This window comes from Streptomyces sp. NPDC101160, assembly GCF_044768205.1.
Lineage (GTDB): Bacteria > Actinomycetota > Actinomycetes > Streptomycetales > Streptomycetaceae > Streptomyces.
Map to the genome: position 1 here is coordinate 270,645 of NZ_JBIWPJ010000002.1, position 16,971 is coordinate 287,615.

The window sequence follows — 16,971 nt, forward strand, 5'->3', positions numbered from 1 at the left end:
TGAAAGAACCGCAGCATTCAGACGGAGGCAGCAGAGATGACGGAACAGACGGCCCGGCCGCCCCGGGCCCCGCACTCCGCCCGCACCCCGCACACCACCGCCGCTCCCCATGCCCCGGACCCCGTCGCTCCCCTTGCCCCGGACCCCGTCGCTCCCGCCCCGCCGCCCTCGTCCGTGCTCCAGCCCGTCGGCCGGCTGCGCCTCGACTGGCCGCGCAGCTTCGCAGACCGGCTCACCGCACCGCTGCCCGGCGTCCGCGCCATGGCCCGGTTCGCCCGCGAGGGCGCCGTCCGCCCCACGCCCGAAGGGCTCCGGGACATCCAGCGGCTGCCCTTCGAGCCCGGCCCGCTGCCCGAGGCCGGGCCGGACACACTCGCCGTCACCTGGGCCGGACACGCCAGCTGGGTCGTCCGGATCGGCGGCCTCACCGTGCTCACCGACCCCGTCTGGTCGCGCCGCATCCTCGGCACACCGGCCCGGCTCACTCCCGTCGGCGTCCGCTGGGAGGACCTCCCGCCGGTCGACGCGGTCGTCATCAGCCACAACCACTTCGACCACCTCGACGCGCCCACCCTGAAACGGCTGCCGCGCCGCACCCCCGTCTTCGTCCCCGCCGGGCTCGGCCGCTGGTTCACCCGGCGCCGGTTCAGCCGGGTCACCGAGCTCGACTGGTGGGAGGCGGCCGAACTCGGCGGCGTACGCTTCGACTTCGTCCCGGCCCACCACTGGTCCAAGCGCACCCTGCGCGACACCTGCCGCTCGCTGTGGGGCGGCTGGGTGCTCCGCGACCGGGCCGGCCGCCGGGTCTACTTCGCGGGCGACACCGGCTACGGCCACTGGTTCGGCGAGATCGGCCGCCGCCATCCCGGCATCGACCTCGCGCTCCTCCCCATCGGCGCCTACGACCCGCGCTGGTGGCTCGGCGACGTCCACACCGACCCGGAGGAGGCCGTCCGGGCCTTCCAGGACCTCGGGGCGCGCCGGATGGCCCCCATGCACTGGGCCACCTTCGTGCTCTCCGCCGAGCCCGTCCTCGAACCCCTCACCCGTGTCCGAGCCGCCTGGGAGAAGGCCGGACTGGCCCGCGAGGACCTGTGGGACCTGGGAGTCGGGGCCTCACGCGTGCTTGTCGCGTGACGCGGCGGGCGTCTCGCCGCGCTGCCGGCGCAGCCGCCGCCACACCGGCGGCACCGCGCTGATCAGCAGCGTCAGCCCCACCGCCGCCACCACGCCCTCCCAGGGTTCGGGGAAGAGCGAACCGCCCAGAATGCCGATGAGCTGGTACGTCGCCGCCCACGCCAGACACGCCGGCAGATCGCCCCGCGCGAACCGCCGCAGCGGCATGCCGGCGAGCAGGCACGCCAGCATCACCGGGATCCGCCCGGCGGGCACGAGCCGGGAGAGCACGAGCACCGACACCTGGTGGCTCTCCAGTCGCTCCTGCGCGTGCGCGAGGCGCTCCGGCGTGACCCGGCCGCGCAGCGACGCCAGCCACCGCGAGCCGCCCCGGGACCGCACCCCGCGCTGCCCCAGCCAGTACAACGCGAGATCGCCCAGGAACGCGGCGCAGGACGCCACCAGGAACACGAAGAGGAGCGAGAGCGGTTCCGTCTGGTGGAAGGCCACCACCGCGGCCGAGCTCACGATCGCGCCGGTCGGCACCACCGGCAGCAGCGCACCGAGCGCGACCAGGAGGAAGAGGGACGGATAACCGACGGCCTGCTGCGTCGACTCGGGCGGCAGCTCCCGCACCGCCGCCACGAGACGGTCGATCACAGGACGCCACCCGACCGGGTCGGCCTGCGGCCACTCGACGGCGTCTGCCTCCCGCGACCCGGCCGCGCCGGTCTCGGCGGCCTGCGGCTACTCGACGGCGTCGGCCTGCGGCCACCCGACCATGCCGGCGTGCGGGTGGTCGGCGGCGTCGGCCCGCGGCCATCCGACCATGCCGGCGTGCGGGTGGTCGGCGGCGTCGGCCCGCGGCCACCTGGCCGCCTCGGCCTGATGCCACTCCAGGGCGTCGCCCTGCCGACGCCCGCCCCCGCCCGCCCGCGGCCGCGTCCCGGCCCGCTCAGTTCTCCGAGCCGGCTTCCGCCCCGCCTCATCGCGCCACCTCCGGCCGGACCCGCTCCCCGTGGCCGAGCAGGTGTACCGCGACCTTCGGGGCGAGCCGGGCCGCGTGGCGGGTGAACTCGTCGCCGGGGGAGTGGAACTCGTGCGGCCGGACCGCGTCCAGGCCGATCGGCCAGTACGTGCCGTAGTGCACCGGCACCGCGGCCGCCGGGGACAGCGCGGCGAGTGCCACGGCGGCCCGGCCCGCGTCGAGGTGGCCCGGTCCGAGGTAGGGGCCCCAGCCGCCGACCGGGAGCAGGGCCACGTCGACCGGGCCGACCGCCTCCGCCATGTCGTCGAACAGTCCGGTGTCCCCGGCGAAGTAGGTGCGGGCCTCGCCCTCCACCACGTAGCCGAGCGCGGGCGAGCGGTGCGGGCCGACCGGGAGCCGGCGCCCGTCGTGCCGCGCGGGCACGGCCCGTACGGTCACGCCCTCGACGGCCACCGCCTCGCCGGGCATGATCTCGGTCATCCGCAGGCCCCGCTCGCGGAGCAGCCGGCGCAGCGCCGGCACGGCACGCGGGGCGCCGCCCGGCACGATCAGCCGGGTGCCCGGGGCGAGCCGGGCCAGGGAGGGCAGATGCAGGTGGTCGGCGTGCAGATGGGAGACGAGGACGGCCTCGGCGCGGGCGGCCTCGGGCGGCGGCGGCGCGCCGCGCCTGCGGCGCAGATGGGCGAGGCGGCGCGCGAAGAGCGGGTCGGTGAGGAAGCGGACCCCGGAGTCCTCGACCGTGCACGTGGCATGACCCCACCAGGTGACCTCCACCGGCGCGCCACCCTCTCCCGTCGCCGCCCGCCGGCCCCGGCCGGGGCTTCCCGGTCAGGACCCTTCCGTAACGAGAGTAAATGTCCGGAGCCGCCGGTGTGGCCGGTCTTCACCGGCCCGACCCCAGTTGGTATACCGGACCCCTCCTCGGGGGCCCGGTGACGCAGTAGGGTCGCTCCATGGACGACGTTCGGGTGGCGGCGATCGCCAGCCTCACCCCGCTCGAAGAGCTCGACGACGACCCCTTTCTGGTCGACACCCGCACCCAGCACGCGATGTGCGACCGCTGGGCCGGTGACAAGGGCTACACGGTGACGCGAAAGCTGTTCTGCTACGGCATCAGGCCCGATCACGAGGCACTGTGGTCGGACGTCGACGAGGGTGCCGTGAACCTCTTCGTCGCGCCGAACGAGCGGGTGCTCGCCCGCGCGTTGACAGACGTGCCGCGCTTCTTCGACGAGTGCGCGCGGCGCGGGGTGCGCCTGGAGACCGCGGGCTTCGACGAACCCGCGTACGACGCGCCGATGAAGGCGGGGGTGCACCGCAGGCTGTCGATGCCCACCGCCGGGTACGACGGCTCCTGAGGCGGCGCTCGCCTCCCTGCCCGTTGTCCCCATCGTCCCCATCGCGGCGGAAGTCCGGGCCCGTTGTGCCACGCTTGAGGCAGGAAACGGGTGAAAGGCGAACCGGGCGTGGGTGAGCGGTGTGGGTGAGCGGCGTGGGTGACAGGCGCGGGGGTCCCGGCCGCTGGCGGAGCGCGGGGAGCGCGCTGCTGCGGGTCGTCACGGTGTGGGCGGTGTCCACCCTCACCATGCTCGTCCTGGCCGGACTGCTGCCCGACTTCCAGCTGCAGTCCGCCGACGGCGACAGCGTCACCCAGATCGCGCTCACCGCCGCCTGGGGCGCGGGCGCCTTCGGTCTGCTCTCCGCGCTCGTCTGGCCGCTGCTCGTGCGCGCCCTGCTGCTCGTACCCGCCCTGGTGCTCGGCCTGTTGGCGTTCTTCCTCAACGGCTCGCTGCTGCTCCTCGCGCTCCGGCTGATCCCCGACGGGGGCGGCGCCGCCACCCCCGAGACCGCCGTCGTGGTGGCCGCGGTGATGTCCGCCGTCGCCTCGGCGACCTCCACCGCGCTGGCCGTCCGCGACGACGAGGCCTACCGGCGCCGGATCTACCGGCTCACCGACCGCAAACGCCCCCGGGTCGCCTGCGAGGGCGCCGAGACCGTGCCCGGCACCGTCTTCCTCCAACTCGACGGCGTCGGCCACCGGGTGCTCACGGACGCCGTCGCCGCCGGCCGGATGCCCACGGTCGCCGACTGGCTCGCCCGCAGCCACACCCTCACCCCGTGGCGCACCGACTGGTCCAGCCAGACCGGCGCCAGCCAGCTCGGCATCCTGCACGGCTCCAACGAGGACGTGCCCGCCTTCCGCTGGTACGAGAAGGACACCGGCCGGCTCATGGTCTCCAACCGGCCCGCGAGCGCCGTCGAGCTCCAGCGCCGCGCCGTCGAGCGCACCGGCGACGGCGGGCTGCTCACCGTCGACGGGGCCTCCCGCGGCAACCTCTTCAGCGGCGGCGCCGACCAGCTCGCGCTCGTCCTGTCGATGGCCGCCCGCAGGGGCCGCCGCAACCGCTCGCGCGCCGGCTACTTCGCGTACTTCTCCGACGCCGCCAACGCCGTCCGCACCGCCGGCTCCTTCGTCGCCGAGGCCGTCCGGGAGATGGGCCAGGCGGTCCGCGCCCGGCTGCGCCGCGAGTCGCCGCGGGTCTCGCGCGGCGGGCTCTACCCCTTCGTACGGGCCTTCGCCACCGTCGTCGAGCGGGACGTCGTGGTCGCGGCCGTGATGGGCGACATGCTCGCCGGGCGCACCGCCGTCTACGCCGACCTGGTCGCCTACGACGAGGTCGCCCACCACTCCGGGCCGCGCGGCCGCGACACCGACCAGGTCCTCGGCCGGCTCGACCGGGCGCTCGCGCTGATCGCCAAGGTCGCCGAGCACGCGCCCCGCCCGTACCGGATCGTGCTCCTCTCCGACCACGGGCAGAGCCCGGGGGAGACCTTCGAGGCCGCCTACGGGCTGACGCTGAAGGAGCTCGTCCGGGCCGGCTGCGGGCTGCCCGTGCCGCGCCGGCCGCGCCGCCGGGTGCGCCGTCCGCGCCGGGGGCGCCCCGGGACGGAGTCCGGGGGCGGCTCGGAGGCCCGCGACGCGGCCCGCGAAGCGCTGCGCAGCGCCCTGCACCGGCCGGTGGACGAGGCGGACGAGGCCGGCGCGGAAGGGCAGGAGGCGGCGGCCGTGGCCGCGGCCCGGGCGCCCGCACCGGTCGTCCTCGCCTCCGGCAACCTCGGTCTGGTCTCCTTCCCCGGCGTGCCGCACCGGATGACCCGTGAGGAGATCGACCGGCTCCACCCGGCGCTGCTCCGCACCCTCGCCACGCACCCGGGGATCGGCTTCCTGCTGGTGGCGAGCGAGGCGCACGGCTCGGTGGTGCTGGGCCGCGACGGCGGTGAACTCGTCGAGGTGCCGCTCTCCCGCCTCGCCGACGACGAGGGACCGCTCGCCGGCCTCGGCCCGGGCGCCGCGGACGCGGTGCGGCGCACCGACGGCTTCCCGCACGTCGCGGACATCATGGTCAACTCGAGGTACGACCCCGAGGCCGGCACCGTGCACGCCTTCGAGGAGCAGATCGGCTCGCACGGCGGCCTGGGCGGCGAGCAGACGCAGCCCTTCCTGCTCTGGCCGCGCGAGCTGACACCGCCGCCGGCGGATCTGGTGGGTGCGGAGCAGGTGCACCAGGTGCTGCGGGGCTGGCTGCGGGAGAGTCAGGGCCCTCAGGTGCCGCTGGAGATTTCCCCGTCGAGCGAGGACGCGGAAGCATTTCTTCCGGTCGAGGGGCCCGCCGTACGGGACAAACACGGGTGATTTGGAGCGTCGTCCCGCCATCCGGACCATGGTGGCGTTTGTACGACGAGAGGCGCACCACCCCCCATGAGCACGGCCACGACCGCACCCCCCACCCCCCACCTGGAACGGGACCCGCAGCCCCGCAACCACGCCCGCCGCTTCGGGCTCCCCGTCGCGACCGCCCTGGTCATGGGCAACATCATCGGTGGCGGCATCTTCCTGCTCCCCGCCTCGGTCGCCCCGTTCGGCACCATCAGCCTGGTCGCCTTCGGCGTGCTCACCCTCGGCGCCATCGCCCTCGCGCTCGTCTTCGGCCGGCTCGCCCGCCGGCTCCCGCAGACCGGCGGCCCCTACGTGTACGCCCGCGCCGCCTTCGGTGACTTCGCCGGTTTCCTGGCGGCCTGGTCGTACTGGATCACGGCCTGGGTCTCCAACGCGGCCCTCGCCGTCGCCGCCGTCGGCTACCTCGACGTGCTCGTGCCGGTCCACGAGTCCAAGCTCGCCACCATCGCCGCCGCGCTCGCCTTCCAGTGGCTGCCCGGCCTCGCCAACCTGGCCGGCACCCGGTACGTGGGCGCGGTGCAGGTCGTCGCGACCGTGCTGAAGTTCGTGCCGCTGCTCGTCGTCGCGGTCGGCGGGCTCTTCTTCTTCGATCCGGCCAATCTCGGCCCGTTCCAGGCGAGCGGCGGCAGCCCGCTCGGCGCGGTCTCCGCCTCCGCCGCGATCCTGCTCTTCAGCTACCTGGGCGTCGAGTCCGCCGCCGTCAGTGCCGGCGAGGTCCGCGACCCGCGCCGCAACGTCGGCCGCGCCACCGTCCTCGGCACCCTCGGCGCCGCCGCCGTCTACCTGCTCGGGACGCTCTCCGTCTTCGGCACCGTCGCCCACGACAGGCTGGTGCACTCCGCCGCGCCGTTCTCCGACGCCACGAACATCATGTTCGGCGGCTCCTGGGGCGGCGCCGCCGTCGCCTGCATGGCCATGGTCAGCATCCTCGGCGCGCTCAACGGCTGGACCCTGCTCAGCGCCCAGGCCCCCTACGCGGCCGCCCGCGACGGCCTGTTCCCGAAGGTCTTCACCGTCAAGCGGCGCGGTGTCCCCACGGTCGGCGTCGTCGTCACCGTCGTCCTCGCCTCGCTCCTGACGGTCTACAACTACACGGCCGGCACCAAGGGCGTCTTCGAGATCCTGGTCCTCGTCACCACCTTCACGGCCACCGTGCCCTATCTGCTCTCCACCGCCGCGCAGATCCACTTCCTGCTCTCCGGGCAGCGCGAGAAGGTCTCCCGCGCCCGTCTCGCCCGCGACGGCGTCCTCGCCCTCGCCGCCTTCGGCTTCTCGCTGTGGCTGGTCGCGGGATCCGGCTACGCGGCCGTCTACCAGGGCGTGCTCTTCCTCTTCGTCGGCGTCCTCGTGTACGCCGTGATGGCCGCCCGCAAGGCCCGCGCGGCCGGCGCGACCTCGCGGCCGGCGGAGACCGGGGACGAGGCCGGGGACACGCCCGGGACCCCCGAGCTCCGGGAGCTGCCGCAGGGGTGACCCCGGATGGGGTGAAATCGGGGCCGATCAGGTGGTCCCGGCCGTCGCGCCGGGCAGTACGGATCACCGTGAGGCCCCTCGTCCGGTGCGCGCTCGCGGTGCTGCTCGTGCTCGCCGCGCTGCTCGGCGCGGGCACCGGCGCCGGAGCGGTGACCACGCCCGCCGAGGCCGAGACACGCGGCGTCAGCGCGGCCGCCGACCCGGGCGCGGAGACCCACGACGCCGCCGAACAGCACGAGGCGACCGCTCCCGTACGAGGCGTACGGCGTCCGGCGCCGCCCCCGCGGACCGGGAGTGCGGCGCCCGGCAGCACCCCCGCACCCCTTCCCGTACCGTCCCCGCACGGTCCGCGAGCCGAAGCTCCCCGGTCGACGGTGATGCGGTGCTGAGAGGCCCCGGCCTCCCAGCACCCCCCGTCACCCCTCCACCGCAAGGAGCTTCGCCATGCCCACCGACCCCTTCGCCGTGCTCAACGCCCTGCTGCGCGCGGAGGCCGCGCGCCAGGACCGCCGTCCGGGGGCCCGTGCCGAGTCCGGTACCGGGTCCCGTACGGAACCGGAACCGCAGCGCGTGAGCGAAACCGCCGCCCCCGCGGCGTCCACCGGTACCGAACCGGAGGGCCGCACGCACTGATCCGGCGGACCCGGCCCGGACCCGGCGGGTGCTCACGCGCCCGCCCGCGGCTCCGGGACCGGCTCCTCGCGGCCTGCCCGTCGGCCCGTCAGGTGCCGGCCACGCCGGCCGTACGCATCCGGCGGCCGTGCACCGCGACGAGACCGAGCACCGCCAGCGCGAGCAGCGCGAGCGCGAGGAGCGCCGGGACGCGGGCGACCAGCGGCCCGGCGAACAGACAGCACACCCCCGCCACGAGCAGCGCGGTCGGCCGCGGCCCGGACGAGCGCAGCACGATCCCCGCCGCGCCCAGCAGGAACACCCCGACCCCGCCCGTCAGCGACCAGGCCACCGTGCCGTGCAGCGGCTCGGCGAGCCCGTAGTCGGCGGTGTCCGCGACCTGCGTGAGCACCTTCTTCATGCCGAGCGCGACCAGCACCACGCCCGCGACCAGCGGCAGATGGAGGAAGGTGTACACGTCCCGGCCGAACCCGGTCCGCTCGTCGCCGTCCAGGGCGGCGAGCCGGTGTTCGGCCGGCTCCCCGAACCGCCGGAAGTACAGCGCCCACAGTCCGGCCGACAGCAGCAGACCCGCCGCGCACGCCCCGAGCACCGCCACGGTCAGCGGAAAACCGGCCATGCCGACGCCCATCGCCACGATCGACTCGCCGAGGGCGATGATCACGATCAGGCCGTAGCGCTCGGAGAAGTGCCCGGGGGAGTTGATCCGCCAGCCGGACGTGCCCGTCACGTAGATCCCGCCGTAGTCGATGACGACCGCCCCCAGCCACAGCAGCAGCCGGGGCGTCCCGTGGTACGTGCAGCCCAGGAGCAGCAGCGCGAACGGCGGGGCCACGGACAGCAGCGCCGTCCGGCGCAGGGTGCGGTGCAGGGCCGTGTCGCCGGGGCTGGAGATCCAGTACGAGACGAGGTGCAGCACCCGTACGGCGCCGTAGCTGAACACGAACACCAGCGGCGCGGGCAGGCCGCCCGCCGCGTCCGCGAACACCTCGGGCACCGCGAGCGACACCACGAACACCACGGCCATCACCGTGACGAGCACCCCGAGCAGCCCGCCCGCGTCGGCCCGCACCACGTTGCCCAGCCACGAGAAACAGCACCAGCACCACCACAGCAGCGCGAGCACCGTCATACCGCCGACCACCCGCACGGGCGACGGCGCGCTCGCCATCAGCGCCGTGACCTGCGTGATCGCGTACACGAACACGAGGTCGAAGAACAGCTCCGCCGGCGTGACCTTGTGTTCCTCCGCCGTCGCGACCATGTGCGACCGATGCGATCTTCCCTTGCCCGCCACGGTGATTCCCCCTGAAGGCGCCTGTGTGCCGAGGCCGGTGTGATCCGGCCAGCCAGGCGCGAACCCTACCGCCGCCCCGGCGGAGCCATTACCTCCGGCGTAATCGACCCGCGCCGCGGCCCCCGGCATGCTCATCAGTACCGGGTCCCGGGCGGCGCACTCCGTCCGGGCCCCGGGCCCGAACCCGTCACCACAGCGCCTCCCAGGAGGGTGATCCGCCATGTCCCAGGCCCTGCTCGCCGGTCTCTCCCGCACCACCCAGCCGCGGTCCATGGTGCGCCGCTTCCTCGCCCTCGACGCCGTCGTCACCGGCGGCAACGGCCTCGCCTACCTCGCCGCCTCCGGCCCGCTCGGCGAACTGCTCGGCGTCGACCGCGGACTCCTGCTCGAACTGGGCGTCTTCCTCACCGCGTTCGCGGCCGGCGTGGCCTGGCTCGCGAGCCGCCCGCAGCCGCCGGCCCTCGGCGTGAAGATCGTCGTCGACGCCAACCTGCTGTGGGCGGTGCTCAGCGTCGTCGCGCTCGTCGACTGGCTGGCGCCCACCACGGCCGGTACCGTGTGGACGCTGCTCCAGGCGGTCACCGTCGCCGGCTTCGCCGGGCTCCAGTGGTCCGCGCTGCGGGCGGCGACTACTCGGTGACCTGAGCGAGCGACTGCAGGTACGCGACCGTCGCCGGGTCGGCCGGGAGCATCGTCTCGATGGCCAGCTCGGCGACCGTCACGTCCATCGGCGTGTTGAACGTCGAGATCGACGACACGAACGACAGCACGTGCCCGTCGTGCTCGATCCGCAGCGGCAGCGCGAAGTACGGGTACGGCTCCGGATCCTCCCGGTCGCCCGGGTCCGTGGTCCCCTCCGGCAGCGGATACGCCGCCACCTCCTCGTACAGCGCGCGCAGCGCCTCCGAACGCGCCAGCCCGATCTGACGCTCCATCTGGGCGAGCAGATGCCCGCGCCACTCGCGCAGGTTCCGGATCCGCGGCGCGAGACCTTCCGGATGCAGGGTGATCCGCATGGCGTTCAGCGGCGGCGTCAGCAGATGCTCCGGCAGGCCCGCGAGCAGCAGCTGGATGCCCCGATTGGCCGCCACCACCGTGTACGAGCCGTCCACGACGAGCGCCGGATACGGCTCGTAGCCCTGCAGCAGCTGCTCGATGCCCTCGCGCAGCGTCTCCAGCTGCGGGGCGTCGAGCGCGGACTCGGTGTAGCGCGGTGCGTAACCGCCCGCGAGAAGAAGGGCGTTGCGGTCCCGCACCGGCACGTCCAGGTGCTCCGCCAGCCTGAGGATCATCTCCTCGCTCGGCCGCGAGCGGCCGGTCTCGATGAAGGAGATGTGCCGTGCGGAGGAGTCCGCGCGCAGTGCCAGCTCCAGCTGGCTGAGCCGCCGCTGCTCCCGCCAGCCGCGCAGCAGGGGGCCCACGTTCGTGTCGGTCGCGACAGTCGTCATGGGCAGACGGTATCCCAGAGGGGGACCCGGGTACGTTCTCCCGGGGACCGCTCCGACACCATCCAGCACGCCCCGCAACGCCCAGCGCGCCTGATCGGCGCACCTCACGGAGGGAGCACACGTGCCCACTCAGCCCCTGTCGCAGAAGGAGATCGAGGACCGCCTGCGGGAGCTCCCCGGCTGGTCCCTCGACGGCGACCGCATCACCCGCGGCTACGAGCTCGCCGACCACTTCGCCGCGACCGCGCTCGTCGTCCACGTCGCCCAGATCCAGCAGGAGCTCAACCACCACAGCGATCTGACGCTCGGTTACAACACGGTCGCCGTGTCCGTGAACACCCACACGGCCGGCGGGGTCACCGAGAAGGACTTCGAACTCGCCGAGCGCATCGAGGCGGTGGCGCCCGGCCACGGCGCGAGCTGACCGGCCCGACGTACCATCCCCGCATGGGGGAGACGACGATTCTCGACTACGAGGCCGAGGCCGCGCACTACGACGAGACTCGCGGCGGGGTGCCCCGGGCCGCCGCCGCGGCCGACGCCGTGCTGCGGCTGCTGCCGCCCGGCACCCGCACCCTGCTCGACCTCGCCTGCGGCACCGGCCTCGTCACCGAGCGCCTCGCCCGGCCCGGACTCGCCGTGTACGGCGCCGACGCCGCCCACGCGATGCTGCGCACCGCCACGGGGCGCCTCCCCGGCCGGGCGGTGCGTGCCGACGCCCGCAGGCTGCCGCTGCCGGACGGGACGCTCGACGCCGTCAGCGCCGTCTGGCTGCTCCACCTCGTGCCCTTCGCGGCGGAGATCGTCGCCGAGGCGGCCCGGGTGCTGCGCCCCGGCGGAGTGCTCGTCACCACCGTCGACAAGGACGCCGCCCACGACGTCGACAGCGACATCGACGCCGTGCTCCGACCGCACCGCGCGCCCGGCGCGGGCTCCGACCGCGCCGACCGCGTCACCGCCCACGCCGCCGCCCACGGCCTCGTCCCCGCGCCCGGCACCACCTTCACCGGCCACGGCCAGGGCACCACCCCGCGCCGCACCGCCGAGAAGCTGCGCGGCGGCTACTACGCCTCCTGGTTCCGCGGCACCCCGGACGACGTCGACGCCCTGTGCGCCGCCCTCGCCGGCCTCCCGGACCAGGACCGCCCCCGCGCCGACCCCGTATACCGGCTCGCCTGCTACGTCAGGCGCGGCTGAACTCCATCACCCAGTTCACCACCCACTCCTCGCTCCCGGCCGACGCGAACGCCTGCTCCCAGCGGGCCGTCTCCGCACTGATCCCCGACCACCGGAAGCGCACCCGCACCGGCTGCCCCGCGTACTCGTCGTCGCCGAAGAACTCGCCCGTGCCGTCGGCGCCGAACCGCCCGCGCACGGGCGGCTCAAGCCGCCCCGTGCGGCTGTTCGACCAGTTGAGCGTCCACTCGTCGGTCTCCGGCTCGTAGAGCCGCAGGGTCAGCCCGCTGAAGCCCTTCGTGGGGAACACGATCTCGTCGACGTGCGCCCGCCCGTCCCAGAAGAGCCGGCCGGTCGTGTGTCCCTCGAACTCCTCCCAGCCGCTCGCCGGATCGAGGAAGTCGGCGAGCCGGCGGTTGCGGACGGTCCACCCGCCGTCGAGGAAGCCGAAGCCGCCGCCGCTCACGCGCTCGCCCCCGGCCCCGTCGTGCCGGTGGTCAGCGCGTCGCCCAGATAGCCCGGCAGGTCCGGGGTGTCCGGGGCGAGCATGTGCCGCACCCAGGCGTCCCGTTCGTGACCGAGCGGCCCCAACTCCCAGACGCAGCCGATCCAGTTGCGGACGGAGGGATCGCTGCGGACGAAGTGGGCCGGATCCAGGTCCGGGCAGTCCAGGGCCGGTTGGCCCGCGGCTGCGCCCGCGAAGTGCAGCACGTTGTCCCAGGTCCAGCTGTAGACGTTGAGGTACGCTCCGGTGTCGCCGCCCCGGTGCAGCACCACGAAGCTCGCCGGCGGGGTGTCGTCCGGCTCCGGGAACAGCTCGGGAAGCACGGCGTAGGCCGCCTTCTCCACCTCGGGCTCGATGCCCGCCGAGCCGAGGGCGGGGACGTGGTAGCGCTTGACGTGCCGGCCGGCGATCTCGACCGGCGGCAGGACGATCAGGTTCTTCTCGTGGAAAGCCATGTCTGGACTGTAGGAAGGCTTCACTGACATCTTGTGTCAGTGAAGTCCAGCCGTCTTCTGACGATCCTGCTGCTGCTCCAGACCCGCGGCCGGATGACCGCCGCGCAGCTCGCCGAGGAGCTGGAGGTCTCCGTCCGCACCGTCTACCGCGACGTCGAGGCGCTGCACGCCGCCGGAGTGCCGCTGTACGGGGACGCCGGGCACCGCGGCGGCTACCAGCTGCTCGCCGGCCGCCGCTCGCTGCTCACCGATCTGTGCACGGGCGAGGCCGAGGCGCTCGTGCTCGCCGGGCTGCCGGTCGCCGCCCAGGCGCTCGGTCTCGGCGGCCACTTCGCCGACGCCCAGCTCAAGCTGCGGGCCGCCCTGCCGGCGCCGTTGCGCGAGCACGTGGACCGGCTGCGCACCCGCTTCCACATCGACGCCCCCGGCTGGTACGAGGAGGAGAGCGAGACGCCGTTCCTGCCGCACCTCGCCGACGCCGTCCGCACGGGGAGGGTGTTCGCCGTGCGCTACCGGCGCTGGAAGGAGCCCACCGACGTCGACCGGCGGCTCGCCCCGTACGGCCTGGTGCTCAAGGCCGGCCGCTGGTACCTGGTCGCCGGGAGCGCTCCGGGACCCGAGCGCGGGAGCGGGTCCGGGGGTGTGCCCGGGAGCGGGTCCGGGGGCGTATCCGGGAGCGCGTCCGGGCCGCGCACCTATCGCGTCGACCAGATCCTCGACCTCACCGTCACCGACGAAGAGGCCGTCATTCCCGAGGACTTCGACCTGGCCGCCCACTGGCGGGACAGCCAGGCCGACTTCCACGCCCGGCTCCACCGGGGCGAGGCCGTCGTCCGGATCTCGCCGCGCGGCGCGGCACGCCTCACCGGCGCCGCAGCCCGCGCGCTCGCCGAGAACGGCACCCCCGAGCCCGACGGCTGGACCCGGTGCACGCTGCCCGTCGAGGGCCCCGAGCACGCCCACGACAGCCTGCTCGCGCTCGGCACGGAGGTGGAGGTCCTCGCGCCCGAGGACCTCCGCGAACGGATCGCCGCCACCGTGCGGACCCTGGCCGCCCGCTACTCCTGAGCGAACGCGCGGGCCGCGTAGGCGGAGAAGTCGCGCGGCTCGCGGCCCAGCACCCGCTTCACCCCGTCCGTGACGGGGGTGTTGTGACCGTCGAGCAGCATCGCGAACAGGTCGGCCAGCCAGGCTGCTTCCTCCTCCGGCATCCCGAACCCGCCCAGCATGCCCGCGAATTCGCCCGCGCTCATCGGCGCATAGGCGACCGGGCGCCCGGAGGCCCGCTCGATCTCCGCCGCGATCTCGGCGAAGGTCAGCGCCCGCGGTCCGGTCACCTCGTGCACGAGACCGGCGTGGCCGTCCTCCACCAGCGTCGCCACGATCACCTCCGCCAGGTCGTCGGCGTCGACGAACGGCTCCGCCGTGTCGCCGCCCGGCAGCGCGATGGTGCCGGCCGCGACGCCCTCCGCGAACAGTCCCTCGTCGAAGTTCTGGGAGAAGAACGAGGCCCGTACGACGGCGAGTTCGGCGTCGCCGACGGCCTCCCGCAGCGCTTCCTCCGCGCCCACCGCCGCCGGCTCGCCGCGGCCGGACAGCAGCGTGAGCCGTCGCACCCCGTGCGCCGCCGCCAGCTCGCCGAAGGCCTTCATCGCCTCCACCGCGCCGGGCGCGGCGAGGTCCGGGTAGTAGTTCACGTACGCGGTGTCCGCGCCGGCCAGGGCCGGGGCCCAGGTGTCGGCGTCCTCCCAGTCGAAGCGCGTCGCGCCGGACCGGGACCCGGCCCGCACCCGTACGCCCCGCTCCTCCAGGAGGCGCGCCACCCGGCGCCCGGTCTTGCCGGTCGCGCCCGTCACCAGAACCGTCCGGGCCTCGTCCGTCCGGGCCTTGTCCGTCTGCGCGTTGGACGTCGCAGTGTTGGCCGTGGTCGCGTCGGCCGTGGTCGTGTCGGCCGTGGTCGTGTTGTCCTTGTTCGTCGTCATGGCTCAAGAGTCGCGGTCGCGGCGCTCGTGTCCCATGCTCCATCGGCTCACCCGCATACGCGTGCGTCCATGCCCGGCCATGCCGTCTACGCTGGCCGCCATGGACGCACTCGCCGGTCTCCTCGACGGTCCCCGGGCCAAGGGAGCCGCCATCCTGCGCATGGTGATGGCCCCGCCGTGGGCCGTACGGATCGAGGACGGCGCCCCGCTCTGCCTCATGTGCGTGACCGACGGCGAGGCCTGGATCGTGCCCGACGGCGGCCCGCCCGTGCTGCTGCGTCCCGGCGACATCGCCGTCGCCCGCGGCCCCGAGCCCTACACCGTCGCCCACGCCGCCGACGCCCCGCCCACCGCCGTCATCGGCCCCGGCGGCGTCTGCGCCACCCTCAGCGGGGAGCCGCTGGAGGAGTCGATGTGCCTGGGCGTACGGAGCTGGGGCAACGCCGCCGACGGCGGCACCACCGTCCTCGTCGGCACGTACACGCTGGCCGGAGAGGTCGGGCGGCGGCTGCTCGACGCGCTGCCGGACCTGCTCCATCTGCCGGGTGACGTGTGGAACTGCCCGCTCATGCCCTTCCTCGACGAGGAGATCTCCCGCGAGGACCCCGGCCAGAGCGTCGTCCTCGACCGGGTCCTCGACCTGCTGCTCATCGCCGCCGTGCGCGAGTGGTTCTCCCGGCCCGGGGCCGCCGCGCCCGCCTGGTACCGGGCGATGGGCGACCCCGTCGTCGGCCGGGCACTGCGCCTCCTGGAGAACGAGCTCGCCCGCCCCTGGACCGTCGCCTCCCTCGCCGACCGGACCGGCGTCTCCCGGGCCGCGCTCGCCCGCCGTTTCACCGACCTCGTGGGGGAGCCGCCGATGGCGTACCTCACCGGTCGGCGCATCGCCCGTGCCGCCGAGCTGCTGCGGCAGACGGACGCCACCGTGGAGTCGGTCGCCCGCCAGGTCGGCTACAGCAGCGCTTTCGCGCTGAGCGCCGCCTTCAAGCGGGTGCACGGGATCAGCCCGCAGGAGCACCGCGGGCGCCGCTGACAAGACGGGGCACGAGACGGGGCACAGACGGGGCACTGTGCCGGGACGGCGGCCGGGCGTTTGCCGGAACGGCAAGTTTTCTCGCGTTACCGGCACGGGCGGCGCACGCTGTCCCCATGAGCGCACACGACGGGACCCACGACGGGCACAGGCACGGACAGGGCCACCAGCAGGGCCACGGGCACGGACGGCGACACGGGCACGGACACGGCTCCGGCCGGGACCACGACCACACCGACCTCGACTGGGCCGAGCTGGCCCCGCTGCTCACCCGGCAGGCAGAGACCCAGAGCCCCCTGTACACGGAGGCCGCCGCCTGGCTCGCCTCCCTCGCCCCGGCCGGCGGGGTCCGCCGGGTCCTCGACGTCGGCAGCGGCCCCGGCGTCGTCACCGCGCTGCTCGCCGAGGCGTTCCCCGAGGCCGAGGTCGTCGCCGTCGACGCCACCCCGGAACTCCTCGCCCTCGCCCGCGAGCGCGCCGACGCCCGCGGACTCGGCGACCGGGTCGCCACCCTGCGCGCCGAACTCCCCGAGGACTTCGGCACGCTCGGCACCGCCGACCTGATCTGGGCCAGCCACTCCCTGCACCACATCGGTGACCAGCGGGCGGCCCTCGTCTCCTTCGCCGAGGTGCTGAACCCCGGCGGTGTCATCGCCCTCGCCGAGGGTGGCCTGCCCGCCCGCCACCTGCCGTGGAACGCGGGCGTCGGCCGCCCCGGCCTGGAGGCCCGCATCGACGCCGCGCACGCCGACTGGTTCGGCGAGATGCGGGCCGCGCTGCCCGACAGCAAGGAGGAGATCGACGACTGGGCCGCCCTGCTGACCGCCGCCGGGCTGACGCCCAGCGGCACCCGCAGCTTCCTCACCGACGTGCCCGCGCCGCTGCCGGACGCCGTACGCGCCCAGGTCGTCGCCCACTACACGCGCCTGCGCGAGGGCCTGGCCGAGCGCGTGGCGGACGACGACCGCGCCGCCCTCGACCGGCTGCTCGACCCGGCCGACCCGCTCTCCCTGCACCGCCGCCCGGACGTCTTCCTGCTGACGGCCCGTACGGTCCACACGGCGCGACGGGCCGGCTAGGGGGTGTCTTGTCGATCAGGCCGGATCAGGGAGCGGCGTCTGGTGCC

At 74.8% G+C, this 16,971-nt stretch carries 19 protein-coding genes; 12 read left to right on the forward strand and 7 right to left on the reverse strand.

Annotation, left to right across the window (positions count from 1 at the left end; all coding sequences use genetic code 11):
• Nucleotides 1-36: 36 nt before the first annotated feature.
• Nucleotides 37-1,137, forward strand: a complete 1,101-nt coding sequence (locus ACIRSU_RS06790) for an MBL fold metallo-hydrolase (protein WP_403789641.1) — start codon at nt 37-39, stop codon at nt 1,135-1,137.
• On the opposite strand, the gene ACIRSU_RS06795 is transcribed toward ACIRSU_RS06790, so the two are convergent.
• Nucleotides 1,117-1,776: a DedA family protein gene (locus tag ACIRSU_RS06795; RefSeq protein ID WP_403789642.1), complete on the reverse strand. Its 660-nt coding sequence runs from the start codon at nt 1,774-1,776 to the stop codon at nt 1,117-1,119. The genes ACIRSU_RS06790 and ACIRSU_RS06795 overlap by 21 nt on opposite strands.
• Nucleotides 1,777-2,101: 325 nt before the next feature.
• Nucleotides 2,102-2,878 (reverse strand): MBL fold metallo-hydrolase, encoded by a 777-nt coding sequence (locus ACIRSU_RS06800; RefSeq protein ID WP_403789643.1) that lies wholly within the window; start codon nt 2,876-2,878, stop codon nt 2,102-2,104.
• A 179-nt stretch (nt 2,879-3,057) separates the two neighbouring features.
• On the opposite strand from ACIRSU_RS06800, the gene ACIRSU_RS06805 reads away from it, so the two are divergent.
• The 5 genes from ACIRSU_RS06805 (at nt 3,058) to ACIRSU_RS06825 (ending at nt 7,949) form a co-directional block, all read left to right on the forward strand.
• Nucleotides 3,058-3,462, forward strand: coding sequence for a hypothetical protein (locus ACIRSU_RS06805; RefSeq protein WP_403789644.1), 405 nt, complete (start codon nt 3,058-3,060; stop codon nt 3,460-3,462).
• A 134-nt stretch (nt 3,463-3,596) separates the two neighbouring features.
• Nucleotides 3,597-5,798 (forward strand): phage holin family protein, encoded by a 2,202-nt coding sequence (locus ACIRSU_RS06810; protein ID WP_403789645.1) that lies wholly within the window; start codon nt 3,597-3,599, stop codon nt 5,796-5,798.
• A gap of 66 nt (nt 5,799-5,864) precedes the next feature.
• Complete coding sequence (locus tag ACIRSU_RS06815) at nt 5,865-7,316, forward strand: amino acid permease (RefSeq protein WP_403789646.1); 1,452 nt, start codon at nt 5,865-5,867, stop codon at nt 7,314-7,316.
• Nucleotides 7,317-7,384: 68 nt separating this feature from the next.
• A complete protein-coding gene (locus ACIRSU_RS06820; RefSeq protein WP_403789647.1) occupies nt 7,385-7,705 on the forward strand; it encodes a hypothetical protein in 321 nt (106 codons plus the stop codon).
• A gap of 55 nt (nt 7,706-7,760) precedes the next feature.
• Nucleotides 7,761-7,949 carry a hypothetical protein gene (locus ACIRSU_RS06825; protein ID WP_403789648.1) on the forward strand — a complete coding sequence of 63 codons (189 nt, stop codon included), beginning with the start codon at nt 7,761-7,763 and terminating at the stop codon, nt 7,947-7,949.
• An 88-nt stretch (nt 7,950-8,037) separates the two neighbouring features.
• Here the strand turns inward: ACIRSU_RS06825 and ACIRSU_RS06830 are convergent, their stop codons facing one another.
• The gene (locus tag ACIRSU_RS06830; protein WP_403789649.1) at nt 8,038-9,213 is read right to left on the reverse strand and encodes a low temperature requirement protein A; all 1,176 of its coding nucleotides are present in this window, start codon (nt 9,211-9,213) and stop codon (nt 8,038-8,040) included.
• Nucleotides 9,214-9,466: 253 nt separating this feature from the next.
• On the opposite strand from ACIRSU_RS06830, the gene ACIRSU_RS06835 reads away from it, so the two are divergent.
• Nucleotides 9,467-9,886, forward strand: coding sequence for a hypothetical protein (locus tag ACIRSU_RS06835; protein ID WP_403789650.1), 420 nt, complete (start codon nt 9,467-9,469; stop codon nt 9,884-9,886).
• Here ACIRSU_RS06835 and ACIRSU_RS06840 read toward each other — a convergent pair.
• A complete protein-coding gene (locus ACIRSU_RS06840; protein ID WP_403789651.1) occupies nt 9,876-10,694 on the reverse strand; it encodes a helix-turn-helix domain-containing protein in 819 nt (272 codons plus the stop codon). The two genes, ACIRSU_RS06835 and ACIRSU_RS06840, sit on opposite strands and share 11 nt — an antisense overlap.
• A gap of 121 nt (nt 10,695-10,815) precedes the next feature.
• Here ACIRSU_RS06840 and ACIRSU_RS06845 point away from each other — a divergent pair, with 121 nt between their 5' ends.
• Nucleotides 10,816-11,118, forward strand: coding sequence for a 4a-hydroxytetrahydrobiopterin dehydratase (locus ACIRSU_RS06845; protein ID WP_403789652.1), 303 nt, complete (start codon nt 10,816-10,818; stop codon nt 11,116-11,118).
• A gap of 23 nt (nt 11,119-11,141) precedes the next feature.
• Nucleotides 11,142-11,891, forward strand: a complete 750-nt coding sequence (locus ACIRSU_RS06850) for a class I SAM-dependent methyltransferase (RefSeq protein ID WP_403789653.1) — start codon at nt 11,142-11,144, stop codon at nt 11,889-11,891.
• Here the strand turns inward: ACIRSU_RS06850 and ACIRSU_RS06855 are convergent.
• Both ACIRSU_RS06855 and ACIRSU_RS06860 read right to left on the reverse strand, forming a co-directional pair.
• The gene (locus tag ACIRSU_RS06855; RefSeq protein ID WP_403789654.1) at nt 11,878-12,336 is read right to left on the reverse strand and encodes a hypothetical protein; all 459 of its coding nucleotides are present in this window, start codon (nt 12,334-12,336) and stop codon (nt 11,878-11,880) included. The genes ACIRSU_RS06850 and ACIRSU_RS06855 overlap by 14 nt on opposite strands.
• Nucleotides 12,333-12,830: a hypothetical protein gene (locus ACIRSU_RS06860; protein WP_403789655.1), complete on the reverse strand. Its 498-nt coding sequence runs from the start codon at nt 12,828-12,830 to the stop codon at nt 12,333-12,335. Before ACIRSU_RS06860 ends, ACIRSU_RS06855 begins: the two co-directional genes overlap by 4 nt.
• 39 nt (nt 12,831-12,869) lie before the next feature.
• Between ACIRSU_RS06860 and ACIRSU_RS06865 the strand changes: the two genes are divergently transcribed.
• Entirely contained in the window at nt 12,870-13,898 is a 1,029-nt protein-coding gene (locus ACIRSU_RS06865; protein ID WP_403789656.1) for a helix-turn-helix transcriptional regulator, read from the forward strand.
• Here the strand turns inward: ACIRSU_RS06865 and ACIRSU_RS06870 are convergent.
• The gene (locus ACIRSU_RS06870; protein WP_403789657.1) at nt 13,889-14,812 is read right to left on the reverse strand and encodes an NmrA family transcriptional regulator; all 924 of its coding nucleotides are present in this window, start codon (nt 14,810-14,812) and stop codon (nt 13,889-13,891) included. The genes ACIRSU_RS06865 and ACIRSU_RS06870 overlap by 10 nt on opposite strands.
• 100 nt (nt 14,813-14,912) lie before the next feature.
• Here ACIRSU_RS06870 and ACIRSU_RS06875 point away from each other — a divergent pair, with 100 nt between their 5' ends.
• Nucleotides 14,913-15,845 (forward strand): cupin domain-containing protein, encoded by a 933-nt coding sequence (locus ACIRSU_RS06875; protein WP_403789658.1) that lies wholly within the window; start codon nt 14,913-14,915, stop codon nt 15,843-15,845.
• 116 nt (nt 15,846-15,961) lie between these two features.
• Nucleotides 15,962-16,924, forward strand: a complete 963-nt coding sequence (locus ACIRSU_RS06880; RefSeq protein WP_403789659.1) for a class I SAM-dependent methyltransferase — start codon at nt 15,962-15,964, stop codon at nt 16,922-16,924.
• Nucleotides 16,925-16,971 lie beyond the last annotated feature (47 nt).

What these genes read in the sequence shown, in the direction of transcription:
- ACIRSU_RS06790 (WP_403789641.1), top strand. Translation starts at nt 37, where the DNA reads ATGACGGAACAGACGGCCCGGCCGCCCCGGGCCCCGCACTCCGCCCGC.
- ACIRSU_RS06805 (WP_403789644.1), top strand. Translation starts at nt 3,058, where the DNA reads ATGGACGACGTTCGGGTGGCGGCGATCGCCAGCCTCACCCCGCTCGAA.
- ACIRSU_RS06815 (WP_403789646.1), top strand. Translation starts at nt 5,865, where the DNA reads ATGAGCACGGCCACGACCGCACCCCCCACCCCCCACCTGGAACGGGAC.
- ACIRSU_RS06825 (WP_403789648.1), top strand. Translation starts at nt 7,761, where the DNA reads ATGCCCACCGACCCCTTCGCCGTGCTCAACGCCCTGCTGCGCGCGGAG.
- ACIRSU_RS06830 (WP_403789649.1), bottom strand. Translation starts at nt 9,213, where the DNA reads ATGGTCGCGACGGCGGAGGAACACAAGGTCACGCCGGCGGAGCTGTTC.
- ACIRSU_RS06835 (WP_403789650.1), top strand. Translation starts at nt 9,467, where the DNA reads ATGTCCCAGGCCCTGCTCGCCGGTCTCTCCCGCACCACCCAGCCGCGG.
- ACIRSU_RS06840 (WP_403789651.1), bottom strand. Translation starts at nt 10,694, where the DNA reads ATGACGACTGTCGCGACCGACACGAACGTGGGCCCCCTGCTGCGCGGC.
- ACIRSU_RS06850 (WP_403789653.1), top strand. Translation starts at nt 11,142, where the DNA reads ATGGGGGAGACGACGATTCTCGACTACGAGGCCGAGGCCGCGCACTAC.
- ACIRSU_RS06860 (WP_403789655.1), bottom strand. Translation starts at nt 12,830, where the DNA reads ATGGCTTTCCACGAGAAGAACCTGATCGTCCTGCCGCCGGTCGAGATC.
- ACIRSU_RS06870 (WP_403789657.1), bottom strand. Translation starts at nt 14,812, where the DNA reads ATGACGACGAACAAGGACAACACGACCACGGCCGACACGACCACGGCC.
- ACIRSU_RS06875 (WP_403789658.1), top strand. Translation starts at nt 14,913, where the DNA reads ATGGACGCACTCGCCGGTCTCCTCGACGGTCCCCGGGCCAAGGGAGCC.
- ACIRSU_RS06880 (WP_403789659.1), top strand. Translation starts at nt 15,962, where the DNA reads ATGAGCGCACACGACGGGACCCACGACGGGCACAGGCACGGACAGGGC.